General features: G+C 63.1%; 21 protein-coding genes. 11 read left to right on the top strand and 10 right to left on the bottom strand.

Features of this window, described 5'->3' with window-relative positions; translation table 11 throughout:
* Window positions 1-26: 26 nt before the first annotated feature.
* The 6 genes from rpmG (at window position 27) to ribA (ending at window position 4,187) form a co-directional block, all read left to right on the top strand.
* Window positions 27-194 (top strand): 50S ribosomal protein L33, encoded by a 168-nt coding sequence (gene rpmG / locus RM192_RS15205; RefSeq protein ID WP_011446825.1) that lies wholly within the window; start codon window positions 27-29, stop codon window positions 192-194.
* Window positions 195-317: 123 nt separating this feature from the next.
* Window positions 318-956, top strand: coding sequence for a LolA family protein (locus tag RM192_RS15210; protein WP_409233835.1), 639 nt, complete (start codon window positions 318-320; stop codon window positions 954-956).
* A gap of 434 nt (window positions 957-1,390) precedes the next feature.
* Window positions 1,391-1,669 carry a type II toxin-antitoxin system RelE/ParE family toxin gene (locus RM192_RS15215; RefSeq protein ID WP_311508403.1) on the top strand — a complete coding sequence of 93 codons (279 nt, stop codon included), beginning with the start codon at window positions 1,391-1,393 and terminating at the stop codon, window positions 1,667-1,669.
* A 4-nt stretch (window positions 1,670-1,673) separates the two neighbouring features.
* Window positions 1,674-1,964: a HigA family addiction module antitoxin gene (locus RM192_RS15220; RefSeq protein WP_311508404.1), complete on the top strand. Its 291-nt coding sequence runs from the start codon at window positions 1,674-1,676 to the stop codon at window positions 1,962-1,964.
* Between the two features lie 370 nt (window positions 1,965-2,334).
* Window positions 2,335-3,126: an exodeoxyribonuclease III gene (locus tag RM192_RS15225; RefSeq protein ID WP_311508405.1), complete on the top strand. Its 792-nt coding sequence runs from the start codon at window positions 2,335-2,337 to the stop codon at window positions 3,124-3,126.
* Window positions 3,123-4,187: a GTP cyclohydrolase II gene (gene ribA / locus RM192_RS15230; RefSeq protein WP_311508406.1), complete on the top strand. Its 1,065-nt coding sequence runs from the start codon at window positions 3,123-3,125 to the stop codon at window positions 4,185-4,187. Before RM192_RS15225 ends, ribA begins: the two co-directional genes overlap by 4 nt.
* Window positions 4,188-4,213: 26 nt before the next feature.
* Here ribA and RM192_RS15235 read toward each other — a convergent pair whose 3' ends face one another.
* The 9 genes from RM192_RS15235 to RM192_RS15275 form a co-directional block, all read right to left on the bottom strand.
* Window positions 4,214-4,513 carry a hypothetical protein gene (locus tag RM192_RS15235; RefSeq protein WP_311508407.1) on the bottom strand — a complete coding sequence of 100 codons (300 nt, stop codon included), beginning with the start codon at window positions 4,511-4,513 and terminating at the stop codon, window positions 4,214-4,216.
* A gap of 57 nt (window positions 4,514-4,570) precedes the next feature.
* Complete coding sequence (locus RM192_RS15240) at window positions 4,571-4,912, bottom strand: hypothetical protein (RefSeq protein WP_311508408.1); 342 nt, start codon at window positions 4,910-4,912, stop codon at window positions 4,571-4,573.
* 37 nt (window positions 4,913-4,949) lie between these two features.
* On the bottom strand, window positions 4,950-5,951 hold the full coding sequence (locus tag RM192_RS15245; protein ID WP_409233813.1) for a right-handed parallel beta-helix repeat-containing protein: 1,002 nt from the start codon (window positions 5,949-5,951) through the stop codon (window positions 4,950-4,952).
* 82 nt (window positions 5,952-6,033) lie between these two features.
* The gene (locus RM192_RS15250; RefSeq protein WP_311508409.1) at window positions 6,034-6,237 is read right to left on the bottom strand and encodes a toxin-antitoxin system HicB family antitoxin; all 204 of its coding nucleotides are present in this window, start codon (window positions 6,235-6,237) and stop codon (window positions 6,034-6,036) included.
* A gap of 13 nt (window positions 6,238-6,250) precedes the next feature.
* Window positions 6,251-7,153 carry an SPFH domain-containing protein gene (locus RM192_RS15255; protein WP_311508410.1) on the bottom strand — a complete coding sequence of 301 codons (903 nt, stop codon included), beginning with the start codon at window positions 7,151-7,153 and terminating at the stop codon, window positions 6,251-6,253.
* 99 nt (window positions 7,154-7,252) lie between these two features.
* A complete protein-coding gene (locus tag RM192_RS15260; RefSeq protein WP_311508411.1) occupies window positions 7,253-8,080 on the bottom strand; it encodes an SDR family oxidoreductase in 828 nt (275 codons plus the stop codon).
* 14 nt (window positions 8,081-8,094) lie between these two features.
* Window positions 8,095-8,604 (bottom strand): VOC family protein, encoded by a 510-nt coding sequence (locus tag RM192_RS15265; protein WP_311508412.1) that lies wholly within the window; start codon window positions 8,602-8,604, stop codon window positions 8,095-8,097.
* Window positions 8,601-9,992, bottom strand: coding sequence for an aromatic ring-hydroxylating dioxygenase subunit alpha (locus RM192_RS15270; protein ID WP_311508413.1), 1,392 nt, complete (start codon window positions 9,990-9,992; stop codon window positions 8,601-8,603). Before RM192_RS15270 ends, RM192_RS15265 begins: the two co-directional genes overlap by 4 nt.
* 149 nt (window positions 9,993-10,141) lie before the next feature.
* Window positions 10,142-10,849: a TetR/AcrR family transcriptional regulator gene (locus tag RM192_RS15275; protein WP_311508414.1), complete on the bottom strand. Its 708-nt coding sequence runs from the start codon at window positions 10,847-10,849 to the stop codon at window positions 10,142-10,144.
* 164 nt (window positions 10,850-11,013) lie between these two features.
* Between RM192_RS15275 and RM192_RS15280 the strand changes: the two genes are divergently transcribed.
* The 5 genes from RM192_RS15280 (at window position 11,014) to RM192_RS15300 (ending at window position 15,209) form a co-directional block, all read left to right on the top strand.
* Window positions 11,014-11,892: an SMP-30/gluconolactonase/LRE family protein gene (locus RM192_RS15280; protein WP_311508415.1), complete on the top strand. Its 879-nt coding sequence runs from the start codon at window positions 11,014-11,016 to the stop codon at window positions 11,890-11,892.
* On the top strand, window positions 11,889-12,677 hold the full coding sequence (locus RM192_RS15285) for an enoyl-CoA hydratase/isomerase family protein (protein ID WP_311508416.1): 789 nt from the start codon (window positions 11,889-11,891) through the stop codon (window positions 12,675-12,677). Before RM192_RS15280 ends, RM192_RS15285 begins: the two co-directional genes overlap by 4 nt.
* Before the next feature lie 69 nt (window positions 12,678-12,746).
* A complete protein-coding gene (locus RM192_RS15290) occupies window positions 12,747-13,724 on the top strand; it encodes a nitronate monooxygenase family protein (protein WP_311508417.1) in 978 nt (325 codons plus the stop codon).
* A gap of 245 nt (window positions 13,725-13,969) precedes the next feature.
* Window positions 13,970-14,146, top strand: coding sequence for a DUF465 domain-containing protein (locus RM192_RS15295; protein ID WP_311508418.1), 177 nt, complete (start codon window positions 13,970-13,972; stop codon window positions 14,144-14,146).
* A gap of 67 nt (window positions 14,147-14,213) precedes the next feature.
* Entirely contained in the window at window positions 14,214-15,209 is a 996-nt protein-coding gene (locus tag RM192_RS15300) for a TerC family protein (protein ID WP_311508419.1), read from the top strand.
* Here the strand turns inward: RM192_RS15300 and recQ are convergent.
* On the bottom strand, window positions 15,193-16,932 hold the full coding sequence (recQ, locus tag RM192_RS15305) for a DNA helicase RecQ (protein ID WP_311508647.1): 1,740 nt from the start codon (window positions 16,930-16,932) through the stop codon (window positions 15,193-15,195). The genes RM192_RS15300 and recQ overlap by 17 nt on opposite strands.
* Window positions 16,933-16,980 lie beyond the last annotated feature (48 nt).

The raw sequence follows: 16,980 nt of genomic DNA on the forward strand, positions 1-16,980 counted from the left end.
TCGCGCGAAAAGTTCAGGATAGAGCAATGGCAAAGCCGACCACCGTCAAGATCCGTCTGGTCTCGACCGCAGACACCGGTTTCTTCTACGTGACCAAGAAGAACCCGCGCAACACGACCGAGAAGATGACCTTCCGCAAGTACGATCCCGTCGTGCGCAAGCATGTCGAGTTCAAGGAAGCCAAGATCAAGTAAGAGCAGTTTGCTCTTGACCGCCGGAACCGCCGACCCTTTTGGGAACTGGGGCGGTTCACGGCGAGTTCAACGCCGACACTGCAAGGAACGGCGATGAACACGATTTTGACCACAATCCGCAAGATGGGCCGTCCTTTGGCGGCCTTTTCGCTTGTCCTGAGCGCGGCCACGCCCGCCTTACTCGCCGCGCCCACCGCGGCGCAGGCCCAGGCTACCTCCCCCGACGTCACCCGCGCCGTGACCGCTCTTCGCGGCATCAGCACGCTGCGCGCCAACTTCGTGCAGACCGACCGTTCCGGCCAAAGCACCTCGGGCGTGCTTACGCTCAAGCGCCCTGGCAAGATCCGCTTCCAGTACCAGAAGGGCGTGCCCCTGCTGATCGTGGGTGATGGCAAGGCGCTGACCATGATCGATTACGAAGTGCGGCAGGTGCAGCGCTGGCCGATCAGCAACAGCCCGCTCGGCGCGCTGCTCGATCCGAACAAGGACGTCGCCCGCTTTGCCAAGCTGCTCCCCACCGGCGATCCGGGCGTGATCAGCCTGCAAGTGCGCGATCCCAAGCATCCCGAATACGGCACGATCACGATGATCTTCGTGCGGAGCGCCGCCGCGCCAGGCGGGCTGCAGCTCGATTCGTGGGTCGCACTCGATTCGCAGAACAAGCGCACGACGATCCGCCTGACCGGCCACCAGTATGGCGTGGCGGTCGACGACAAGACGTTCAAATGGACCGACCCGCGCCGCACCGCGCCGGGGCGGTAACGTCACAGCAACACTCAAAAATTCGGCTCCCCCGCGAAGGCGGGGGCCTCAGGCCTCGTCGCGCCACTTCCCGAGGTCCCCGCCTTCGCGGGGAGGCTGCCCGCTTCAATTCTGTCAGCGCGATTCGTCCCCGAACTCACCCCATCGCCCTCCACCCTCGCTTCACCGCCGCGCCGTGCGCCCCTTGCGACAAACTGCGACAAGCCTGTCGCTGCCGTTCATCGGGGGGCAAGCGAACCGGGCCTAGAAAGGCTTGGACGAGGCGGTTGAGGCGGGTTTCCCCCCTGTTGCCCGGTCTCCTGAAGGCCACCTCGCCAAGCGTGACGAACGCAAATGGAACCCTCGGACCAATGCCCCCGGTCCGAGGGTTTTCTTTTGTTCGCTTCGGAGGCATCTTGCCTTGTATCGCGCAACGATACACGATACATAACGCCATGATTATCGGATTCCGGCACAAAGGGCTTGAGGCCTTTTACAACACCGGCACAACGCGGGGCATTCAGGCTTCCCACGTGAAGAAGATCCGGAACATTCTTGGCCTGCTTGAGGTTGCCGCAGCGCCGGAGGATATGAATCTACCGTCCTTCAAGCTGCACCCGCTGAAGGGCGATCTGAAGGGGCACTGGTCGGTCTGGGTCAATGGCAACTGGCGGATCACCTTCCGATTTGTCGGGACCGACGCCGAACTAGTCGATTATCAGGATTACCATTGAGGTCATGACGATGATGCACAACCCTCCCCATCCCGGCGAACTGCTCCGTGATGAAGTGATTGCGGCGCTGAATCTGTCCGTAACCGAAGCGGCCAGCCGCCTTGCGATGTCGCGCGTCGCCCTCTCGCGCGTACTGAACGGCAAGGCCGGGATCAGCCCCGATCTGGCGCTGCGACTGGAACAGGCAGGCACAAGCACGGCCCGCGCGTGGCTAGCCATGCAGGCTAATTACGATCTTTGGCGCGCACGCCAGCATGCGCAGCCTATCGTGCGGCGGTTGCAGGAAGCGGCATGATGTTGCTTCAAGACAGAGATCGCGTCAAAGTTCACTTATGACTTTTCGCAGACCGATAGTTCCGTCTCGCATGCCAGAGTTGGCAGGTTATGGCGTTGCCGCGTTGGGAGTTCTGATCGTTGCCATATACACTGTTTGGGCAGCATCGAGGGAGTTGCTCGCTTGGCACGAAGTCCCAGCTCTGACGATATTGATGGCGCTGGGGTCATTACCGATGTTGGCCATGGGCTTTTGGTTCCGGCGCCAGAGACTTAAGAAATTGGCTGAACTGGAAGATTATGAGCGCATTCTCGCAGCGGCGCATAATCCCCGCTAGCCCTACCCCACATCCCATCTAGCAATCGCCCCCCCGCATACCTAAAGCACTGCCATGATCTCGGTAGCCACATGGAACATCAATTCGGTCCGCTTGCGCGCCGATCAGGTCGAACGCTTTCTCGTGCAGGAGGCGCCCGATGTGTTGTGCCTGCAGGAGATCAAGACGCCGGAAAACCTGTTCCCGCACGAGGTATTCGAGAAGCTCGGCTATACCCACCGCGCGGTTCATGGGCAGAAGGGCTACCATGGCGTCGCCACCGTCAGCCGCATTCCGTTCCGCGATTTCAGCAAGCATGACTGGCAGGACAATGGCGAGGCGCGGCACATCGGCGTCGAACTGCTGGGTCCGGGCAACGGCCTGATCATCGAGAACGTTTATATCCCCGCAGGCGGTGACGTGGCCGACCGCGAGGTGAACCCCAAGTTCGGCCAGAAGCTCGACTTCCTCGAGCGCATGACCCGCTGGGCCGAGAAGATCGAGCGCCCCACGCTGATCACCGGCGATTTCAACATCGCCCCGCTGGAATGCGACGTTTACAATCACAAGGCGCTGCTGAAAGTCGTCAGCCACACGCCCATCGAGGTCGAGACGCTGCAGCGCTTTGCCGATGCGCACGGCTGGGTCGATCTTGGCCGCAAGCACATTCCCGCGCCGGAGCGCAACTATTCGTGGTGGTCGTACCGGTCGTATTGGCGCGCCAAGGACCAGGGCCGCCGGCTCGACCACATGTGGGCCTCGCCAGAAGCCGCCGCGCAAACACGCGGGCACCGCTTCGTGGAAGAAACCCGCAAGTGGGAGCAGCCATCGGATCACATTCCGCTGATCACCGAGCTGGACCTTTGAGCGACACGAGAAACGTCGCGCGGGCGCTTGACGCTCTTCGCCACGGCTGGGCGATCCGGGTGACCGGGGATGACGGCGCGCTCGACCTGTTGCCTGCGGAAACCGCGTTCGTCCAGCCGGGCATTTATGCCGCGCGGCTGCTGATCTCGGCGGCGCGCGCCGCCACGCTCAAGCTGGCCAACCAGCGCGATGCGGCGGTGCCCGAAGCGCCGGTGCTGATCCACGGGGCGGAACCGTTCAGCCTTTCCGCCGCGCGCAATCTGGCCGATCCGGCGCAGGACTTGGGCAGCCCCTTGCGCGGGCCGTTCAAGGCCGATGCAATCGGGCCCTATACGGCTGCGACCACGGCGATGGAACTGGCGCGGCTGGCAGGCATTCTCCCGGCGTTCCTCGTCTCCACCGGCATCGAACCGGCGGCAGAAGTTTCGGTGGCTGACCTTGCGCTGTTCAAGGACCCGCTGAACCTGACGATTCAGGCCCGCGCACGCCTGCCGGTCCACGCCTGCGAACATGCCGAAATCGTGGCGTTCCGCGCGCGCGACGATTTGCGCGAGCATGTCGCGCTGGTGCTGGGCACGCAGACCAGCGAGCGCGAACCACTGGTTCGCTTGCACAGCGAATGCCTGACCGGCGACGTGCTCGGCAGCCTCAAATGCGATTGCGGGCCGCAGCTCGATGCCGCGCTCGCCGCCATGGCCGAAGAGGCCAATGCGGGCGGCTGGGGCGTGCTGCTCTATCTGCGGCAGGAAGGGCGCGGGATCGGCTTGATCAACAAACTGCGCGCCTATGAACTGCAGGATCAGGGCTTTGACACGGTTGACGCCAACGAGCGGCTGGGCCTGCCAAGCGAGGCGCGCGACTTTCCGGTGGCGGCGCGGATGCTCGACCTGCTCGGCGTGCGCAGCTTGCGCCTGCTGACCAACAATCCGCAGAAAGTGGCGACGCTGCAGGGGCTTGGGGTGGAGGTGACCGAACGCGTCGCCCACCAACTTCCCGCCAACCCCCACAACGCTCGCTATCTGGCCACCAAGCGCGACCGCACTGGGCATTTGCTCCGCTAACGCGACCGCACTGGGCATCTGCTCCGTTAAACGGCGCGCCAGACGATCAGCAGGACGACGAGGGCGACCATCGCGGTAATCGCCAGCGCTCGGCCCATGTCCTTGACGGTAAACTTGTCGACATGCGCCGCGCGGAAGGCACGATAACCGCGCTCCGCCTGCGGATTGCTGGCGACCAACGCCACATCAAGCGCGCTGGCGTCGTTGCGGAACCAGCTGACGATCAGGCCATGTTCCTCGGGCGTTACATCGGGATAGGCGGAAAGCAGCGCCTCGACATGGGCGCGGCGAGCATCGACCGCTGATGCGGTGGTGGAATTTGACATTGCTGTAATCCTGACATGCGTTTGGGAATGCGCCCGGTAGAGGACGCAAGCGGCAGGTCAGGCGATGGGCGGCGCTCTTGGTGCAGGACGCAGCAGCAGCGGCGCCGGGCTTGGCGGCGCGGTTTGCGGCGGCCAGAGATAGGCCACTTGCTTGGCGCGCGGGGCTTCAGGCTCTGGAAGTTCGATGACAGGTGGCAGGACAGCGGGAAGCAGCGCGCGATGAGTCACCAGCCGCCGCTCGGGCGCGACGGCCAGATCGGTCGTCGCCGCGCTGAACGCCGAGCCGCTGCGTGCCATCAGTGGTGCGTCGAACGGGACCGTCGCGTGGAACAGCACGGTCAGGGCCAGCAGGGCGGCCCACAAACGTCCGGGCAGGCGAAGGGAAAGGTGGCTGAGCACCCGTTGAAGGTAGGGTCAACCCCCACCCAAGGCAAGGTTAGCGCCGTTCGAACTTGATCAGGCCAGTGCCCAGCGCATTCGTCCCGATCTGCAGCGGATCGCCCGACCAGTCGGCCACGAAGGCCGATGAGCGGCTGACACCCGGCGCAAAGCGTGCGTCGTTGCCCGCAATCGAAAGCCCCGCGGAGGTATGGACGCGGCCTTCAGCGGCGACGGTGATGAAGGCGCTGTAGTTTTCCTTGTCGCGCCCCTGAACGAAGACGTTGTCGGCGATGCGGCCTACCGACCCTGCGGGAAGATCGATCATGTAGTTGGTAGTGGACCCGGCGGTATCGTCGAAGCTGGACTCGGTGACTTCAACCTTGGCGGCGCGAGCCTTGACGTAATGCCCGCCGCGCCCGGCCTCGAACCGGCTCCGGCGGATGGTTACACTGCCGTAATCGCCGAAATAAACTGAATGCGCGCAGGACAGGCCGCGGTCGCAGCGGCCAAGGCGGGTGAACGTGGACTTTTCGATCAGGACTGCGGCAGAGGGATCGTCTGCCGAGAGAATGCCCTGCTCGCTGTCGCGGAACCATGACTGGCGCACCGTCAGGTTGCCATGTTCAAGGCGGATGCCGGAGCCGTTGGCATCGGCCACGCGGATGTTCTGGAAAATCAGCCCTTCGACGCGGGTAGAGCGACCACGCGCGACGATGGCGGCCTTGCCCTCGCAGGCAGCGCCGTCAAAAATGGTCTGGCCGGGCACTTGCGCGACAAAGCCAACGTCGCCTGCCTGCTGGACTGCGCAATCACGGTATATGCCGGGTTCGATGCGGATCGTGCCGGAGCCATCGCCAATGGCGTTGACCGCTTGCTGCAACGCGCCGTAGCTGCGTCCGGTTTCGATCACGGTGTAGGGCGAGCGCGGTGCCTGCCCCATGAGTGCGCTTGCCGGAATGGCGGCGAGCACCGCAACGCCCAGCAACAATACCCAGAACCGGTGACTGCGATGGCGGCGGTCAATCGCCAGAAAGGGGTTGGGTTCGCTCAGGTTCATCATCGCTGTCCGGTCCGGCAATTTGCTTGACCGGGATAGCGTGCAATCGTTGACAGGCCGTTGCGTTCCTTATGGAACCGGATCAATCGGCCGACTTTGGCGGCCTTCCCCGGCGCATGGGCTCCGCTGTGGCCAGTTTGACGCCGCGCCGGGTCAACGCTTCACGCAGCAGCACCTCGATCTGGGCGTTGGCCGAGCGCAGATCAGCGCCCGCCGAGCGCTCGATCGCGGCGAACAGAGCCGGATCGATGCGCAAGGGGAACGCTTTCTTCGGAGATGCCGCCATCGTACTCGCGCCGTTACTGGTAGAGCGTGCCGGCGTTGATCACGGGCTGGGCATCGCGTTCACCGCAGAGCACTACCATCAGGTTCGAGACCATTGCTGCGCGCCGTTCGTCGTCGAGTTCGACCACACCCTTTTCCGAGAGCTGGTTGAGCGCCATTTCGACCATCGAGACTGCGCCTTCGACCAGTTTCTTGCGCGCGGAGATAACCGCTTCGGCCTGCTGGCGACGGAGCATTGCACCTGCAATCTCGGGCGCATAAGCCAGATGGGTGAGGCCGCATTCGTCCACCGTGATACCGGCCAGAACCAGCCGTGCATTGAGTTCGGTGCGCAGTTCGGCGTTGATCTGGTCATGGTGGCTGCGCAGCGTGACTTCCTGATGCTCGATATCGTCATAGGGATAGCGCGAGCCGATAGAGCGGACGGCGCTTTCAATCTGGACGAAGACGAAGGCCTTGTAGTCATCCACGTCGAACAGCGCCTGCGCGGTGTCGGACACGCGCCACACCACGTTGCAGGCGATCTCGATCGGGTTGCCGCGCAGATCGTTGACCTTGAGCTTTTCGGACACGACGTTGTTGGCGCGGACCGAAATCCGGGTCTTGCTCATCCATGGCCAGACCCATCGCAGACCGTGGCTGCGGTCAGTCCCGCGATAGGAGCCGAACATGGTGATGGCCGCGGCCTGGTTGGGCTGGATCATATAAAAGCCCTTGGCGATCAGGACGATGCCGACCGGGCCGAGGAAAATACTGGCGAGGAACGCCGGAACATCATCTTCGGCTGGATTGCTTGCGGCAAACCCGAGAACGCGGGCGGCCATAAGCACCACCAGCGCGATCAGGATGACGAGCATGAAATATCCGCTGATGGTCCAGGCGGTGGTCTCGCGGCTTGCGGTATGCGAATCGGACATTGGTCCATCCCCCTTAAATCTGATATCACTTTAATATCAGATCGGGGTGCATGCGCAAGCGCATTTACCGGCCCGGGCATTGGCCCGGACCGGTGCTCGTCAGTATTTCACGTTGCGGGTAAAGCCTCCATCGACGGTCAGGTTGACGCCGGTAATCCACGAAGCACGCGGCGAGGCGAGGAACAGCACGGCGTTGGCGATTTCCTCTGGCTTGCCGAAACGCCCTGCAGGATGTTTGAGCCGGTTCGCTTCGTAATAGTCAGGCATGGCGTCCTTGAGGAAACCCCAGCTACCGTCCTCGACGAACGCAGGCCCTGGACATACGCAATTGCAGCGGATGCCGTCCTTCATGTAGTCAATCGCCAGTTGGTGCGTGTAGTTGATCAGCGCGGCTTTCATCGCACCGTAGCTCAGTCCGGATTCGCCGAACGCATGGTTCTCGATGGCAGTGATCGTCGACATCTGGACAAAAGCTGCGGCGCCCGACTGCTTGAGATAGGGCAGCGCGGTATCGAACATCGCCACGGCTGACATCATGTCGACGTTGTAGTTGATGTCCCAGCCCTTGCGGTTGCGCGGAATGCCGCCGAGAGCACTGGCATTGGAGACGACGATGTCGATCCCGCCCATCGCCTGTGCCGCCTGTTCGACCCAGGCTGCCACCTGATCGTAGTACCCGCAATCGACTACCGAGCCGTAGACGGTGCCGCGTCCTTGCAGCGCTTCCAGCGCATCTTCGACGCCTTCGCCGGCGAGCGGATTGGCAAAGACGCTGCCATCACTGGGATTGGGCTCACTTGCGCGGGCACGTCGTCCGCAGAACGAGACAATCGCGCCTTCATCAAGGAACTGCTCGACCATTTGCCGGCCAAGCCCGCGCGTTGCCGCGCTGATGATCACTTTCTTGCCTTTCAGTTCCAGATCCATGCCTGGTTTTCCTCTCAGATGGGCTTGATGTTGTCGCCACGGTGGATTTCGAGAATTTCGAAGACGTTGCCGAAGTAATCACGGCCATATGTGGCGGCAAAGCCTGTTTTGCGGCCCTGTGCGTCGATAGTGATCGTCGACAAGTCCGGCGGTGTGTGGAAGCGGAGGCCGGCCGCAATCATCTTGTCGTAAGTCGCCTGAATGTCGTCGACCTGAAAGCCGACGTGGGTGTAGCCGTAGTGGTTCACCGGCCGGTCCGGATCGGCAGGCGGGGCCTTCGGCGCTGCATATTCAAACGCTTCCACCTGCACGTTGCGCAGCCGTGCGATAAAGCTGCGCGCTGCCGACCCCGGCAGGCCGACGATGGCGTCGATCCACGGATTGCCCGCCTCCCACGTGGTTTCGGAAATGATCTCCGCGCCGAGCAGATCGACGTAGAATCGCCGCGCCACATCAAGATCCGGCACCGACAACGCGAAATGGTGGACGCCCTCAAGGTGCGCCTTGATTGGGTGCTCTGTCATTGAGCGGCTGCCTGCTTCGGGTCTGCCGAAACGTATTTCTCCAGCGTATCATGCAAGTGGCGGATGCGCGCTTCCTGATAGATCGACAGCGTCTCGGCGCCCTTGGCGCTGGCATACATGCCTTCGCGCTGCCAGCGCATGATGTCGGTATCCTGATCGAGCACGCTGGCCAGAAACGGGTCCATCGACGCGATCTGGGTGAAGCTTTCATGCTCGGCGATTTCCTCGACTTCCCCGACCTCGAATTTGCCATCGCGCGGGCGCGGGTGGAGCACGTACTGGTCGAAGATCGCGCGATCGTGGTCGTGACCGTCAGGCCGGAACTGCTGGATCAGGCAAAGCCCGGGCGCGGGATAGACGAGCAGATTGGGAAAGACGTGATACTTGAGCGAGTCGATCATTTCCGGCACCGAATGGGCGGAATAATCGAGCCCGTGCTGCTCCAGCATCTGCTTGCGCAACTGTTCGGCCATGACCCAGCGCGCGGTCTTGCCTTCGGGCACCCTCGCCCGCTCGCCCACCATCGCGCCATCGGCCACCAGCATCATGTCGAGCAATTGCTGCTGGGTCAGGTTGGCGGTCGAGGTGGGGCTGGATGATGCCATCGCGCACAGATCACGGCTGATGTGATCCGAAAAGATGTCGTGCTGCATGTTCTGATCGCCCACCACGTTAGTCATCTCGGGGTGGACGTAGGGTGTGTGATAGGCCTCCATGAAGGCTTCGAGCGCGACTTTCCAGTTGGACGGCAAGTGCTTGCGGACGTGCGTTGCGACGTACCAGCCGGTCAGGTCCCAGTTGGCGAAATGATCGGGCAGGACTTCGAGATAGTCGGTCAGCGCGGGCGCTTGCGCATCGAAATTCACGAACACCATGCCATTCCAGCTTTCGACGCGGACTTGCGGCAGGCAGGCTTTCTGCCGATCAACCTGCGGGAATTCGAAGCTGCACGGAATGTTCTTGAGCGCGCCGTCGAGCGTCCATTCCCAGCTATGGAACGGGCAGCGTATGGTCTCTGACCAGCCGCTCGCGCCCGAAGGCTTGAGCTTGGTGCCCCGGTGCAGGCACGAGTTGGGATAGGCCCGCAAGCCCTGTTCGGTGCGCACGACGACGACCGAGAGGCGACCGATGTCATAAACGAACCAGTCGCCGACTTCAGCAATGTGTTCTTCGCGACAGGCGAATTGCCACACGCGCTTCCACATCCGCTCCATTTCCAGATCGAAAAAGGCCGGGTCGATATAGTGCGCGAACGGAATATCGCGCAGGTCCTGGTCGGGGTTGGACTGGCGCGCGAGCACTGGCGGCAGATCACCGTCGCGGCGGGCGATATCGGCCCATGTCGCGCCCGGATACTGCTGGCGCATCATTTCCTGAACGTCGTTCATGAAGCTCTCCCATGGCAGATTTTGGTTCATTGTCGGCTTGACGCCGCGCTTGTGCTTTTTATGAACCTGAGGCCTTGTTCATATATCACCTGCCATGGTTTAGTCGCCTGTGACTTTGGAGAGAGGATGCGCCATTGGCCTGCGCCAGATCAATCAATTTCGAGGTAGCGCAGCGCCATCGTCAGGGCTTCGGTGGCGAATGCCGTGTCGGTGACTTTCAGGCCCGGTCCCTGTTCCCCGCCCGCGGGCAAAGTCGACCAGACCACGGCACCGCGAATGATCGAATGAGCATAGAGCACCTGCCGTCGCAGTTTGACCGGATCGCGCTGTGGCAAGGCCGCGACCAACAGGTCGGCAATGTGTCCGGCGACGACATCGTTGGCGGCGCTCTGGTCATGGTGAACCTGGCCGTTCTCGAGCCGCCGCCGTTCGATCAGGCGGAGCAGCCCGGTATCGCTGGCGAATGCGCTGAACACGATGTCGATGTGCAGTTCGATGATCTGGCGCGGGCCGGCCGCGAGCGCCTCGGCAGACGTGCAGAGCTTGCGGATTTCGCGCATCCGGCAGGCGCGGTAGCCGGCGACGATCGCATCGAGCAGCGCCTCCTTGTCGGCAAAACGCTGGTAGAATGTGCCGGTCGGCACGCCTGCATCCTCGACGATGTCGGCGATCCGGGTCGCCTCGAAGCCATTGGCCGAAAACAGTCGTGTGCCCGAACGGATGATCCGCTCCAGCGCCTCGCGGCTGCGCTTTTGCTGGGGCTGCGTGAACGCGGCGCAGCGATCCAGCCAGCGCACCGGATCGCTTTCAAACGTGATCGCGCCAATCGGAGCATCGAGGTTGCGGGTCGCTGGCATCGCCACAGCCCTATCGCCGAAGCGGCCGGTTTGCCAGATGCATCGCTGTGCGGGGCACCTGTCCGAAGTCATGGCTACCGCCAGAGGTGCCGAGCACCGATTGTCTGCCCGAAGCGAATCAGAACAAGGCGCGGCACGAATGCCGCCGCAAACCGGAGAGTGACATGAGCGAGGAAACAGCCGGGACTTTCGAGGAACTTGCGGGAGGCTACGTCTTTGTCGAGGCTCCGCGCGGGGCTCCGGACGGCTCGCAGTGGTTTTCGGATTTGCTGGGAGCCAGCGTCTATCGCCGCGACGCCCAAGGCGCAGTGCAGGCGATGCTGACAGGGCGCGACTGGGTTGGCGGGATCGTGATGGACCAGTCGGGCCATGTGCTATGCAGCGGCCGGGGCGGAATCGTGGCGCTCGACCCTGCCACGGGGACGACTCGGTCGGTGCTGGCCGAAATCGACGGCGAGCCGATCATCGCAGTCAACGACATGGAAGGTGACGGGCGCGGCGGGCTCTATGGCGGAACGATCGATTTCGTCTCGATCATGGAACGGAATGAAGCACCAGCGCCAGGCCAGTTCTTCCACATGGATGCGCACGGAAATGTCACCGTTCTGCGCCGCGATGTTCAGGCGTCCAACGGCATCGGCTTCAGCCCCTGCGGGAAATGGCTCTACCATTCCGAGACCGGTTGCGGCGTGTGGCGCTACCCGCTGGTTGGCGGTGAGGCCGGTACGCCCGAGATGTTCATCCCCCTGCCCGACAGCGACGGCATGGTGGTGGACCGCGAGGGCGGGCTATGGGTCGCCTGCTGGGAAAGCGGCAAGCTGCTGCACTACGATGCGAGTGGTCATGAGACTGACCGCCTGACCTGCCCCTATCCGCACATCGTCAGCCTCGGGTTCGAGCCCGGCGACCTCACTTCGCTGCTGGTTTCGACCGGGGGCAATACCGCCGTGACCGGCGCGGGTGCGCTGCTGCGGTTGAGAGTCGCCGTGCCAGGAGTGCCTGAACACCCGACCGCCCTCGTCATGCTGGAGAATGTATCTTGATCGAATTTGCGGATATCGGCGGCGGCGTCGGCGTGGTCACGCTGTGCCGGCCGGATGCGGCCAATGCCATGACCGTACCGATGGTCGACGCGCTGCGCGCCGAACTGGCTCGAATCGAGGCGGACCGTTCGATCCGGGTGGTGGTTCTCGCCGCGCAAGGCAAGGTGTTCTGCGCCGGACTGGATCTCAAGGAGATCCGGGGTGAGGACGCACCGCGCGATCCCATCGCCTTCATGCATCTGCAGGAACGCTTCGCCGGACTGATGCAGGAGGTGGCGCAGGCGCGCTTTCCGGTGATCGCGGCCATAGGGGGCGCAGCTGTGGGTGCCGGTATGGGGCTGGCGCTGGCCGCCGACATCCGGGTGGTCGCGCCGAATGCGCGCTTTCTCGTCGGCGCGGTGAAGATCGGGCTGAGTGCGGGCGAGTGCGGCATCAGTTATCATCTGCCGCGCCTTATCGGCGCCGGGCGCGCGTTCGAGATCATGCTGACCGGGCGTCCAGTGGGGGCGGAAGAGGCGGTGGCCATCGGCCTCGCCAGCGCAGCAGCCAGTGAGGGCCCCGTGAACGATCAGGCCATCGCGATGGCCCGGATCGTGGCACAGAACAGCGACTATGCGATCAAGCACACCAAGCAGGTCATGCGCGCCAATTTGGATGCGCCGAGCCTTGCAGGTGCGCTCGAACTTGAAAACCATGTGCAGTGCGTGGCGCTACTCACCGAGGATTTTCGGGAAGCCTGCACCGCGTTCGAGGAAAAGCGGCCTCCGCTGTTCGCAGGGCGCTGACGTCTCGACCGATTGCAGAAATGACGATTGCCGCAGCCCAGTTTGCTGCGCGGCGACAAGGAACCGGAAATGGCATTGAAGACCCGCATCACCGATCTGCTCGGCATCGAGCACCCCATTGTCCAGGGCGGCATGATGTGGGTGGGCCGCGCAGAGCTGGCCAGTGCAGTCTCGAACGCGGGCGGGCTTGGCATACTGACGGCATTGACCCAGCCGACGCCCGACGATCTGCGCCGCGAGATCGATCGCTGCCGGACGATGACCGACAAGCCGTTCGGGGTAAACCTAACCATCCTCCCCTCGGTCAGCCCGCCGCCCTATGCCGAATACCGCAAGGCGATTATCGATAGCGGCGTGAAGATCGTCGAAACCGCAGGTTACGCGCCGCGCGAACATGTCGAGGACCTGAAAGGACACGGCGTGATCGTGATGCACAAGTGCACCGCCGTCCGCCATGCCGTCTCGGCGCAGAAGATGGGCGTCGATGTGATCAGCATCGACGGCTTCGAATGCGCGGGCCATCCGGGGGAAGACGATATTCCCGGCCTGATCCTGATTCCTGCGGCCGCGGATCAGGTGACCGTGCCAATTCTGGCGAGCGGCGGTATCGGCGACGGGCGCGGCCTTGCCGCAGCGCTGGCGCTGGGGGCGGACGGGATCAACATGGGCACGCGCTTCTGTGCGACGGTCGAAGCCCCGATCCACGAGGCCGTGAAGCAACTGCTCGTCGGCAACAGCGAACGCGATACCCGTCTGATCTTTCGCGCTTTCAAGAACACAGCCCGCGTCGCGCGCAACCCGGTATCGGAAAGCGTGGTCGAAATCTCGAGCCAACCCGGAGCCGTGTTCGAGGATGTCCGCGCGCTCGTATCCGGCGCAAAGGGGCGCGAGGCATTGGAAACGGGCGATATTGGGGCAGGCCTGATCTGGGCGGGGCAAGTGCAGGGGCTGATCCACGACATTCCCACGTGCGCCGACCTGCTCCGCCGCATGGTCAAGGATGCGACAGACATCATTCGCGCGCGGCTGGCCGGAATGCTGGCCTGATTGCCGCCCACAAAAAGACGCTTGCAATCCAGACCGAATCACTCCACTTTAACTGAGCGGACCGGGCCCCTCTGGCGCGGCGATTTGGCCAACTTTGGCAATCGCTGCGTGATGTCGGACCGCATCGGGTGAAGCCGATGTCTTGTGGTCCGGGTCTTGCAATTCCCCCCTCCTTCCGGACCGTAAGTGGCCCAAGATGTCGGCGCACCCGATCGTTGCAACTCGCTTCGATAGGGAGCTTGAATATGTCCGATCGTTATTTCAGCCTGCTTGAACGTCACCAGAAGCTGGACGAGGCGCTGCGCCTTGCCCGCCGCAAACGCTGGGTCGATCCGTTCGAGATCGCCCGGATCAAGAAGCTCAAGCTGGTCGTGAAAGACCGCCTCTCCCGGCTGCTGCCGCGCCGTTCGGCAACACATTGACATAGAGGAACGCCGCCCGTTCCGGCGCATTCTGGCGCTGTAACGGGCGCGTTAGCGGAGCAGACACATGGAATTTCTCTTTGCCGACTGGCTCGGCACGCCTGCCTGGTTCTGGATGGCCTTCATGGGCCTCGTCGTGGTCCTGACCGCATTTGACCTTGGCGTCCTCCATAAGGAAGACAAGGCCATGGGCATCGGTGAATCGCTGAAGCTCACCGCATTCTACATCTCCATCGCACTCGCATTCGGCGCGTGGGTCTGGGCTGAAAAGGGCGCGGATCTGGGGATGAAGTACTACACCGGGTTCTTCATCGAAAAGGCGCTGTCGATAGACAACGTATTCGTGATCAGTCTGATTTTCACCTTCTTCGCCATTCCCGCCAAGTACCAGTATCGCGCCCTGCTCTGGGGCATCGTTGCAGTGATCTTCCTGCGCGGCGGGATGATCGCGGGCGGCGCAGCGCTGGTCGAGCAGGCCTACTGGGTGCTCTATATCTTCGCCGCGTTTCTGGTGTTCACCGGGATCAAGATGTTCTTCACGTCCGATCACGATCCCGACATCGGCAACAACCCGGTAGTGCGCTGGATCAGCCGCCACATGCGCGTGACGAAGGAACTGCACGACCAGCACTTCTTCGTTAAAGTACCGGACGAGAAGACCGGCAAGCTGGTCAATGCTGCCACCCCGCTATTCCTTGCGCTGGTGGTGATCAACCTGGCCGACCTTGTGTTCGCGGTGGATTCGGTCCCGGCGATTTTCGCGATCACCACCGATACTTTCGTGGTCTACACCTCGAACATCATGGCGATCCTGGGCCTGCGAGCGCTCTATTTTGCGCTGGCAGCTATGATCGACCGCTTCGTCTACCTCAAGTACGCCCTGGCCGCGGTGCTGGTGTTTATCGGCTCGAAGATCTTCGTTTCCGACTTCCTGCTGGGCGGCGACAAGTTCCCGCCGGTGCTGAGCCTTGGCGTGACCATCGCGCTGATCGCAGGCGGCGTGGTTTTCTCGCTTTACAAGACGCGGGGACAGGTTTCGGACGCCGCTAGAACTGCCGAATAACCTCGAGGAAACGGTCGCCGTAGGCTTCCAGCTTTCGCGCCCCTACCCCGCCGATCTGGCCGAGTTCGGACTGGTCGGCGGGGCGGGACCCCGCCATTTCACGCAAGACCGAATCGTGGAAGATGACATAGGGTGGCAGGCCCGCCTCGCGCGCGATGTCCCGGCGCAGATTGCGCAAGGCATCGAACAATGGATCGCCCACGGGATTGAAGGCCGCGCCGGGAGAAGACTTGCGACGGCTGGTGCGCTCCCGCTTTGGCACGACGACCAGCGGAACGTCCGCCTCGCCTTTCAGGATCGCGCGGGAATCACCGCCCAACGCAAGCCCGCCATGCTCGGTGGCGATCAGCGCGCCCCTCGCCTGAAGGGCGCGGGCGAGTGGACGCAAGAGCGGGGCCTCGTCGGCGGTGACGATGCCGAACACCGATAACTGATCGTGGCCACGCTGGGTCACCCGTTCGTCGGCCACCCCAGTCAGCACTTTCTCGATGTGGCCGAAACCGAACGACTGGCCGGTGCGATAGACAGCGGAGAGCAGCTTGCGCGCAACTTCAGTGGCATCGGTAATACCCGGTGCTTCAAGGCAATTGTCGCAGTTGCCGCATGTGGCGGGCGGGTCTTCGCCGAAGTGGCGCAGCAGCAGTGCCCGGCGGCAGTGCGGGGTTTCGACCAGCATTGCGAGAGCATCGATCCGCGTGCGTTCGCCTGCGCGGCGGTGTTCCTCCACTTCGGACAAGCGCTGGCGGGCGCGGACGAAGTCTTCGGCGCCCCACAACATGACCGCCACCGCCGGATCGCCATCGCGGCCCGCGCGGCCGGTTTCCTGATAATAGGCCTCGATCGATTTGGGGCAGGCGGCATGGGCGACGAAACGCACATCAGGCTTGTCGATGCCCATGCCGAACGCGACCGTGGCGACCATGACCATGTCTTCGGACGCAACAAACGCGGCCTGATTGCCGGCGCGCACCGCCGGGTCCAGTCCGGCGTGATAAGGCAGAACCTGCCTGTCGGTGGTGCTCAATTGCCCGGCCAGCTTCTCCACTTGCGCGCGCGTGGGCGCATATACGATGCCGGGTCCGGAATGCTCCTCCATCAACTGCTTGATCTGGCGCAGCGGATTGTCGCGCGGCCGGATAGCGTAGCGGATGTTGGGCCGGTCGAAGCCCGAAACGATCAGGCCATCGGCAGGAATGCCGAGCTGTTCGAGGATGTCGGCGCGGGTGTGCCGGTCTGCCGTGGCGGTAAGCGCAAGGCGCGGAACGTCCGGAAATGCGTCCATCATCGGGCGCAGGAGGCGGTAGTCGGGCCGGAAATCGTGCCCCCATTCGGACACGCAATGCGCTTCGTCGATGGCGAAAAGCGAGATGTGCCCGCGCGTCAGCAGTTCGCGGAAATGGGTTTGGCTGGCGCGTTCCGGCGCGACATAGAGCAGGTCCAGCTCACCATTACGAAAGCGCTCGATGGTCTCATCGCGGTTGGTATCGACGCTAGTAAGCGTGGCGGCGCGGATGCCGTTGGCGGTGGCAGCTCGCAACTGGTCGTGCATCAGCGCGATCAGCGGCGACACGACAACGCAGGTGCCCTCCATCATCACGGCGGGCAGCTGGTACGTCAGCGACTTGCCCGCGCCGGTGGGCATGACCGCCAGTGTCGATTGCGCGGCAAGCACGCGATCGACCACCTGTTCCTGCACGCCGCGAAAGGCCGGAAAGCCAAACACGGCATGAAGCGCGTCGTTGGCATCTGCATATGTCGCGCGCGGGGGCGC

The sequence above is a fragment of the Novosphingobium sp. MMS21-SN21R genome (genome assembly GCF_031846015.1).
GTDB lineage: Bacteria > Pseudomonadota > Alphaproteobacteria > Sphingomonadales > Sphingomonadaceae > Novosphingobium.

Excerpts from the sequence above, each read along its gene's own strand:
- rpmG (WP_011446825.1), top strand. The coding sequence starts at position 27 with ATGGCAAAGCCGACCACCGTCAAGATCCGTCTGGTCTCGACCGCAGAC.
- RM192_RS15210 (WP_409233835.1), top strand. The coding sequence starts at position 318 with ATGGGCCGTCCTTTGGCGGCCTTTTCGCTTGTCCTGAGCGCGGCCACG.
- RM192_RS15215 (WP_311508403.1), top strand. The coding sequence starts at position 1,391 with ATGATTATCGGATTCCGGCACAAAGGGCTTGAGGCCTTTTACAACACC.
- RM192_RS15220 (WP_311508404.1), top strand. The coding sequence starts at position 1,674 with ATGACGATGATGCACAACCCTCCCCATCCCGGCGAACTGCTCCGTGAT.
- RM192_RS15225 (WP_311508405.1), top strand. The coding sequence starts at position 2,335 with ATGATCTCGGTAGCCACATGGAACATCAATTCGGTCCGCTTGCGCGCC.
- RM192_RS15235 (WP_311508407.1), bottom strand. The coding sequence starts at position 4,513 with ATGTCAAATTCCACCACCGCATCAGCGGTCGATGCTCGCCGCGCCCAT.
- RM192_RS15245 (WP_409233813.1), bottom strand. The coding sequence starts at position 5,951 with ATGAACCTGAGCGAACCCAACCCCTTTCTGGCGATTGACCGCCGCCAT.
- RM192_RS15250 (WP_311508409.1), bottom strand. The coding sequence starts at position 6,237 with ATGGCGGCATCTCCGAAGAAAGCGTTCCCCTTGCGCATCGATCCGGCT.
- RM192_RS15255 (WP_311508410.1), bottom strand. The coding sequence starts at position 7,153 with ATGTCCGATTCGCATACCGCAAGCCGCGAGACCACCGCCTGGACCATC.
- RM192_RS15260 (WP_311508411.1), bottom strand. The coding sequence starts at position 8,080 with ATGGATCTGGAACTGAAAGGCAAGAAAGTGATCATCAGCGCGGCAACG.
- RM192_RS15265 (WP_311508412.1), bottom strand. The coding sequence starts at position 8,604 with ATGACAGAGCACCCAATCAAGGCGCACCTTGAGGGCGTCCACCATTTC.
- RM192_RS15270 (WP_311508413.1), bottom strand. The coding sequence starts at position 9,992 with ATGAACGACGTTCAGGAAATGATGCGCCAGCAGTATCCGGGCGCGACA.
- RM192_RS15275 (WP_311508414.1), bottom strand. The coding sequence starts at position 10,849 with ATGCCAGCGACCCGCAACCTCGATGCTCCGATTGGCGCGATCACGTTT.
- RM192_RS15280 (WP_311508415.1), top strand. The coding sequence starts at position 11,014 with ATGAGCGAGGAAACAGCCGGGACTTTCGAGGAACTTGCGGGAGGCTAC.
- RM192_RS15290 (WP_311508417.1), top strand. The coding sequence starts at position 12,747 with ATGGCATTGAAGACCCGCATCACCGATCTGCTCGGCATCGAGCACCCC.
- RM192_RS15295 (WP_311508418.1), top strand. The coding sequence starts at position 13,970 with ATGTCCGATCGTTATTTCAGCCTGCTTGAACGTCACCAGAAGCTGGAC.
- RM192_RS15300 (WP_311508419.1), top strand. The coding sequence starts at position 14,214 with ATGGAATTTCTCTTTGCCGACTGGCTCGGCACGCCTGCCTGGTTCTGG.